The sequence below is a fragment of the Candidatus Woesearchaeota archaeon genome (genome assembly GCA_030651375.1).
In the GTDB taxonomy this organism is placed as follows: Archaea; Nanobdellota; Nanobdellia; order Woesearchaeales; family UBA12501; genus JAUSFM01.
This window is the reverse complement of sequence record JAUSFM010000003.1, coordinates 254,870-262,234: the sequence shown is the minus strand read 5'-3', so window position 1 is coordinate 262,234 and position 7,365 is coordinate 254,870. Positions and strand designations below refer to the sequence as shown.

The following is a 7,365-nucleotide window of genomic DNA, read 5'->3' as shown; positions in this document are numbered from 1 at the left end:
GACGCGTCCATAACAACCAACATTTTTTTTGCTAACGCAAAAAAACTGTTGTGGACGACGGACGGCGTTTTTTCCTCCGGAAAAAACGGCGCTTCGCGCACACGATAAGCATATTTGACACACAACGTGTTCGGTGGGCTGAGCAACGCGAAGCCCACCCGGCAAAATACAAGCTTTTGCGCAGCAAAAGATTGTTCCCGACGCGTCCATAACAACCAACATTTTTTTTGCTAACGCAAAAAAACTGTTGTGCACGACATTTCCATCTATCCAAAAGTCTTTTAAACAAAACACTTTTTCTCTATATCATGGACGCCCCCTACCAGCTCAACGCGCCATTTTTGGCAGACCTTTTTGTTGATGATGCGCTGCTGTACTGGAACCCTCCTGCTTCTGCATCAGATCTCGCAAAGCGAGTGATTGATGTGTTTCGTGTTTTTCAGGAAGAGCCGACGAGCGTGACGCGTGAGATGGTTGCAGGCATTGCTGCTGAACCAAACTCGCAAATCCAACGCAAGGAACAGTATCTCGAGCATATTCACGGCGTTGGAACGCTCTATCGTGTGCTCTGCGACCGCTTGTTGAAACAAGATCCGGCTCTCGACCTTCCTCCTCCGGACGAAGCGTACGTCCATGGCCTGCTTCACGATTTCAGCGCGCTCTATTCCGACTACAAAAAAACAGGGCAGGAATCAAAAGAAATTGATTTATATTTTCACGCGCGCCATCTCGGTGTTGAAAAAATTGCGCGCCACGTTGCGATGCATGGCGCGTATCTCGAATTGCTTGAACTGCTGTACGAAGGCGCGGTGTTTCCCCACGCCGTAGCATATACCAAAATGCACGACGCACTTCAAGACGGGCTCCACCACAAAATTCAGCAGGAGTTCGTCTTCTTTCGTCGCGGCCAGCAAAACCTTCCGCTGATGGCCTTGACGCTTGCTGATTATCTGGCTTCACCTCGTCAACTGCATGCTCCGTTTGTGCTCAACCATATCGATGAGTACTTTGCTGTGCGCACGAGCGACTTGGTACGCCGTTACCATACACTTCCTCGGCGTCAGGAGCAGATGCCCTCAGCACTTGGCCTTGCGCTCGTCGAGAAAAATGGCCTTGTCCGTGCAGGGCTGTTCAAAGAACGCATCAAAAAACTTCTTCGTGGAAAAACTGGTGAGTGTGAACGCCTGCGGCATTTCGCGCCGGGGCTGTGGGAAGTTTAGAAAATTTTTAACCACGTTGTCGATACATTCTCCAATACTTTGCCGGTTCCTCACCCTGCTGGTTCAGTCGTCGGTAATCTCTCATTGTCTCTCCCATCATCCATCCTTTATATCTTAAATCCACAAACCATAATCGTCTAAACTGCTGTTCGAGCTGCCGTCGGCTATGCTCGGTTGACGCTGAAAACGGCATAAACACAACCAGCCCCACATCGCGTCGGTCATACACATGTCTGCCCATATCCAACAGTTCTCTCACCCGCCGCTCTCTGCGTTTCAGCTCACCGCCTTTTACTTCGACGACAAATGGCTGCCTATTATACCAAATCAAACCGTCAAATTCACGGATGAGTCGGTCTGTTCTTGAGTCATGCACCGTTACCGAGCCATACGCCCGTTGTTCTAACCGATACCCGTTTACTCGTCGAGGAACATCAGTATCCCGCTCTATTTCTGGACAGCCTGCCAGCCACTGGGCGACCATTGCTTCAGGAATTCTTCCACAAACTTGGCGGTAATTTTGCGGATCAGATGCTTTGACCAGAGAAAGATCAACCTCGTGAAGTTTAATCCGACTTTCTTCAAGCACATCAACAATTGACATGGGCTGTGTTTTGTATCTGAAACTTTAAAAGTATTTCCATGTTTGATTACTTGTTTCCTTGCCACTCATCCAAAAATCGTGCAACATACTCTTCCATAAAAGCATGGTGTTCCTCTGCCATCTTTTTTCCCGTTGGCGTATTCATCAGCTCTTTCAGCAGAAACAGTTTTTCATAAAAATGGTTCAGCGTTGGGCCGGTGCTTTTCTTGTATTGTTCAAATGACTCATGGCGTTCCGGCGGGATGTCGGGGTTGTGCAGTTCCCGCCCTTTGTGGCCTCCGTAGGCGAACGCGCGCGCAATGCCAATGGCGCCCATAGCGTCGAGGCGGTCAGCGTCTTGCACAATCATGCCCTCTTTTGTTTTCATGTTTGTTGCAACACCGGCGCCTTTGAAGGAGATATGTTTTATGATGTCGCAGACGTGCGCGATAATTGGTTCGTCAACATCCAGCTGGGTGAGCCACTCACGCGCTGCTTTCGGCCCTACCTCTTCATCCCCGCCATGAAATTTCCAGTCAGCGATGTCATGGAGCAGCGCCGCAAGTTCGACGATGAAAAGGTCTGCATCTTCTTCACGCGCAATTTTTATCGCGTTGTTTCGCACGCGCACAATATGCCACCAGTCGTGTCCCGTACCTTCTCCCTCAAGTTTTTGCTTGACGAAGGATGCTGTTTTTGCCAGAATCTCTTTTTGGTTCATGCACCTACTCCTTCTTAGGGCATATCTAAATTTTGTGTTTTTTTACACAAATTTTATATTATTGGATGCTATTTTATCTCCATGAGTCCTCTTTGTGATTATCTCGGCTCTTACCATGAGCCAATTACAGCATATCCTACCTCTGGCCATAAAAACGTCACTCTCATTCCATCTGCTTCACCTATTTCCTCACCCTCTTCTGATCTTCACCGCCTAACAACCCATCTAACAACTCGACAACCAGAACCACTACAAGACACCCTTGACGGCTATGTGAATAAAAAAAGTTTGGCTGCAAATATAAACCTGCCCTATTCCCGTGCCCATCTCGATGCAATCCAAAACGATCTTCTTGCGCCACTCGGAGCACAAAGCTATGTTCCCGGTTGTGAACCACGCGATGTCGCGCTTTTCTAACTGATACCTTTTTATACCTCTTTTAATTTCTTAGCTCTATGAAACTCATGCCCCAAGAGATTGAAGTGTGGTACGTCATTCCTGCGCTGCGCCGTGAACTTGCTCGGGTTTTCATTGAGGAGCACCATCTCTCACAGAAAGAGGCCGCCGAGCTGCTCGGGGTGACTGAATCTGCGATTTCACAATACTTTTCCTCAAAGCGCGCTACCGAATTTCATTCAACGCCTGAACTCAAAGAAAAAATCAAGGAAACGGCGAAGAAAATTATCGGCGACAAGAGTCACGCGATGAAACACATTTACGACCTTACGATATTTCTCCGTGACTCAAAACACATCAAAAGCATCTGTGACGTGCATAAAAAATTTGATGCAACGGTTCCGAAGAATTGTACGGTGTGCTGTAATGAGTGATTATTGTTCGTCTTACTTGCAGTCTTGCCACTTGTTTGCCTTTGCAAGGTGTTCAGTATAACCATGTAAATCGCGTGCTTGCAGATCCTGAAACACACTGCCGCCTGATAAATAGTTATGCATAACTGCAACCTGAGCTGGTGTAATAAATTTTCCGAGAGAAGAAAGAGAAAAACTATTTTCTAATTGATTTATTACTTCTGAAAAAAAACCGGTGTTTACATCCAACATAAGATTTGCCGTGCCATGACGAAAACGATCTATTCCATCATTTTCACATACAGGGTGAAAAAGACCCCAGAGATGACCCAGTTCGTGTGCTATAACACCTGCAAAAAAGTATGATGGAACATCACTCGCATACTGGCTCCATCTTTCAAGCTTAGGCAATTTCTCAAGCCACGTTATTTCAGTAGAAAATTTTCCTTTTGTGAGATGGACACTTGCTCTTCCATAGGTTGGCATGGCTAATCCGTCAACATTCTCAGTCCTGAACATTTCTGTCGAGTAGCCTACCAGCTCTTTTTTTGTTGCTTTAAAGTCAAGACAGGTATCAATAGCAGATTCAGTCTGTGCCGTGTAACATAACTCTTGCACTTGTTTATCTAGTTGGTTTATATCAATCCCTAATATGAAACTATTGTATTCATACGCAAAACTTTCTGTAGAACTATACCTCAATCCGAATTTTGTTTTTCGGTCAATGGGAGCATCGTACAAATGTTGTACGGGAATAAATCGGATATTCACTTGATATTGTTCATAAAAGGTTTGAACAAGTCCCACTGCTGTTTGAAACTCATTTCGATGAATATCGGGGTGATTCTCAATTTCGTAATAGACAGTCACATCTTTCTGCATTATCGGTGTTTTTATGATATCTTCTAATTTGAGACTGTCTTTTGGAGGTTTTGGTTGTGCTTCTTGTGCGAATGCCGGTGATGCAGTGCCTAATGCTGCAACGAGACTGAGAATAGTGCGAAGGTTCATGTTTGTACCTTTGGTGTTCCACGCACATCATCATAGCTGATTTGATCTTGATGGTGATAATGAAGATATACTGGACCATTCGTTGGAAGTGTAATTAATTGTGGTGTTTGTTTTCCATCAATCTCTTCTCTATGCGGTACGAGAAGTTGCACAAAAGATTCTGTACCTCGTTTCAACTGTATTACTGATGGTTTGCCGAGCGTATCAGCTAGCGTGTGCCAGTGTGGTGGTGCTTCTCTACTTCCATTAGACTGTTCGCGGAAAGATGCTCCTTGAGTAAGGTACAACAGTGCCAATTTCATCGTTTCTTGTTCTTCAGCATTGTAGTGTGCAAGCTTTGGTCCTTGATAGTGTATAGGAAGCGTGGCGTGGATATATCTTCCATGTCCTACACTCTCAAACGTTAAGACAGGAACAAAATCTGGACTATCACCATGCTGCAATGCCTTGGCGAGTAGAGGGAATAACATAGTTAAACCTCCACATTCTTGTTCGTGAATGGGTGGGAAAGGGTACACAATTTTTTTGGTGCCACCTCCGTTGCCTGTACCGGTCAGGGTGGGAATAAGTCTCAATGCTCCTGCCTTTTTTCTGATTGCACTCGCACTCCTTCCAAATCCTGTTTCCCAATACGGGCGGAAGTCGCCATACAAATCAATACCAAATTCCTTGGGAGTAGCATATGCCTGGACCAGATTCGTTAGTCGCTGTTCTTCATCTGAACTCCACGGCGCGACAATCTTTCCGGTTAGAGGTGGCGACTGTTTCTCAACATCAAAGTACCGTCTGAAAAAAGATTGAGTAAGAGGTGTCGTAAGTGTGCTGGCAAGATCTGCAAGATTGACGCCTTCGTTTGCTAAGAACGTCTGCACTGCTTTCGTTTGCAACAGGAGGTCTCTATTATCTTCAAGGGTTGGTTGATCAACTTCAGAGAAATAGTACGAGACCTGGACATCTTTTACAGAACTTTTCAACCGATCGAGGATTTGTTCCGCGATATACTCTCGATCATTGGGGGTGTAGGTTCCCAAGTGATCTGAAAAAGTATTATAGCGTACTAACTGACGGCGAAACTCTTTCGGCCGGTGCGGTTTAAACCCGAAGAGCGTGCTCATGCGTTGCGACGTCATATCTTCGGTAATATCATCAAGTGATTGCACTTTTTGCTGTTGAAGATATCTTCTGAATGCTTTTGTATGTACCAGCGCCTGTCGGTTCTCTTCGATGATGGCTGATCCGACCTCGGTGAAATAAAAAGAATCCCGTGCTTCTCCAGAAATAACTGAACGAGCAATATATTCCCTCACTCGTTGTGTACATGCACTCATTTGTGCCGAATATGCCCTTAATGCGACCAGTCGCTTGCGCAGCGCATTAGGGTTGCCTCGCTTAGACCCCAGTAGTGTTCCTAATGATGCCGAAGCATGCGGATCTTGTTTTATATCATCAAGCGATGTAACACCTTGTTCTTGGAGATACCTTCTAAATGTGTGTGTCCCTGCTAAAACACGCCTGTTGCGTTCAAGCACATCAGGATCGGTAACCTGTTTGAAATAATAACTTAAACTTCCCAGTCGATTATACAGGGCGTGTTTGGCTGCATACTCCTGATCGCGTCGTCCATACTGTGGGTCTTCCAAATCTTCAGAAAAAACGTTTGTTGCTGCAAGACTCCGGCGAAATTTCAGGCCGTTGCCTGATGGAACCGAAAAAATCTCCCCTAACCTTCTAAAATTTGAGTGTTCACTGGTAATATCATCCAGCGTACGAACATGCGGTTTTTTTTGTGGTCTTCCTTTTCCGCCTGTATTGCACGTACGCCAAAAGATGTTTAAAAGTTTGCGAACTTTTGAAGAATTACCTGCAGTTACTGCCGCCTCAATTTCATCAGTGAGTCTCATTCTTCCTTCTCCAGCAACTTCTTCACACTATACTCAATAAGGTGGCTTTTATTCCTGAACGTGCCTTCACGTATCTTTTCGCGCATTTTCAGGATAACATCCTCGTCAACCGTGATGGAGAGCTTGTGTTTCATGGTGTGTTGTTTCGTGCGGCTTCTGCCAGCATGAGTTCTATTCCAAACAGTGTTGGATTCCATCGTTCATCTCCTATTCCCACTATTTCTTTTAAGGTTGTTACATATTCGTCGAGTTTCCCTCGGTCACCCAACCTGAAATATCCCAATCTGTTTAGAGATTCCTCCATCACACTAAATACTAGCTTTGCTGCTTCTTCGTTTTGATATGGTCTCACTGCATAATTTTCCACATCGCAAAATCTGCCGTCAATATACCGGTTATCTCGTACTGCTCCATTCGCATACAACATTTTTCCTTCCCGGGCAAGTTGCTGTTGAACCGCAAAAAAATGCGCGTCAATTCGTGCGAGTGCTTCTGGATCGATATATTCCATTACTTCACTATCCAAACCTGCAGCGGTTGTATTGTATCGTATATTTGTCTTGCAGGCACGCACCAGTTGGCCAAGATTGGGGCATTTTCTTGTATTATACTGTTTGCGTATGCATTCTCCAATTTTGTCCGGCACCCGATTATGGCCGACATGGGGAATTTGAGGAATGTTCAAATCACTCAAGGTGGTATCGAGATGTTCGTCCTTTGCTTCTTTTTCAGTCATCATGCCCCAGCGGCGCTTTTCGACCTGTGAGTATCTTCCCCTATCATGCCTATTTTTCCAGTACTCTCTTATTGAATACCACGCATGAGGATTGATTATTAACTCTTCATCTGCGTCAGCACCGATTCCTTTGAACGTAAGCACGCCAAATGCTTCTCCATCAATGACGAGCGGCTCGTCGAGAAACAGGTCAATGGTGCGGCCGCGTACATGCGCGTGTACCTGCACTTTTCGATGGGGAACCGTATCAGGAACATAGCGTGGGTGGAGTACCACGCTCTGATGCAGAGCCTCTCCCTTGACCGGCACAATGGCAAGTTCAATAGGATGAGGATGCTGCACAACCGGATGGCCGTGATGCGTTGTTGTGATGTACATTCTCAT

At 45.6% G+C, this 7,365-nt stretch carries 9 protein-coding genes; 3 read left to right on the top strand and 6 right to left on the bottom strand.

The window, feature by feature from the left end:
- Positions 1-308: 308 nt before the first annotated feature.
- Positions 309-1,220 (top strand): hypothetical protein, encoded by a 912-nt coding sequence (locus tag Q7R76_01400; protein MDO8642229.1) that lies wholly within the window; start codon positions 309-311, stop codon positions 1,218-1,220.
- A 7-nt stretch (positions 1,221-1,227) separates the two neighbouring features.
- Here Q7R76_01400 and Q7R76_01395 read toward each other — a convergent pair whose 3' ends face one another.
- Positions 1,228-1,824 carry a hypothetical protein gene (locus tag Q7R76_01395; GenBank protein MDO8642228.1) on the bottom strand — a complete coding sequence of 199 codons (597 nt, stop codon included), beginning with the start codon at positions 1,822-1,824 and terminating at the stop codon, positions 1,228-1,230.
- 46 nt (positions 1,825-1,870) lie between these two features.
- Positions 1,871-2,524 (bottom strand): HD domain-containing protein, encoded by a 654-nt coding sequence (locus Q7R76_01390; GenBank protein ID MDO8642227.1) that lies wholly within the window; start codon positions 2,522-2,524, stop codon positions 1,871-1,873.
- Between the two features lie 81 nt (positions 2,525-2,605).
- Here Q7R76_01390 and Q7R76_01385 point away from each other — a divergent pair, with 81 nt between their 5' ends.
- Both Q7R76_01385 and Q7R76_01380 read left to right on the top strand, forming a co-directional pair.
- Entirely contained in the window at positions 2,606-2,941 is a 336-nt protein-coding gene (locus Q7R76_01385; protein MDO8642226.1) for a hypothetical protein, read from the top strand.
- Positions 2,942-2,979: 38 nt separating this feature from the next.
- Complete coding sequence (locus Q7R76_01380; GenBank protein MDO8642225.1) at positions 2,980-3,354, top strand: helix-turn-helix domain-containing protein; 375 nt, start codon at positions 2,980-2,982, stop codon at positions 3,352-3,354.
- A 12-nt stretch (positions 3,355-3,366) separates the two neighbouring features.
- Here the strand turns inward: Q7R76_01380 and Q7R76_01375 are convergent, their stop codons facing one another.
- Genes Q7R76_01375 through Q7R76_01360 form a run of 4 tightly spaced genes read right to left on the bottom strand, consistent with a single transcriptional unit; the run spans position 3,367 to position 7,365 of the window.
- A complete protein-coding gene (locus Q7R76_01375; protein ID MDO8642224.1) occupies positions 3,367-4,344 on the bottom strand; it encodes a hypothetical protein in 978 nt (325 codons plus the stop codon).
- A complete protein-coding gene (locus Q7R76_01370; protein MDO8642223.1) occupies positions 4,341-6,245 on the bottom strand; it encodes a hypothetical protein in 1,905 nt (634 codons plus the stop codon). The genes Q7R76_01375 and Q7R76_01370 overlap by 4 nt, the downstream gene beginning before the upstream one ends.
- A complete protein-coding gene (locus Q7R76_01365) occupies positions 6,242-6,379 on the bottom strand; it encodes a hypothetical protein (GenBank protein MDO8642222.1) in 138 nt (45 codons plus the stop codon). The genes Q7R76_01370 and Q7R76_01365 overlap by 4 nt, the downstream gene beginning before the upstream one ends.
- A complete protein-coding gene (locus Q7R76_01360) occupies positions 6,376-7,365 on the bottom strand; it encodes a hypothetical protein (protein MDO8642221.1) in 990 nt (329 codons plus the stop codon). Before Q7R76_01360 ends, Q7R76_01365 begins: the two co-directional genes overlap by 4 nt.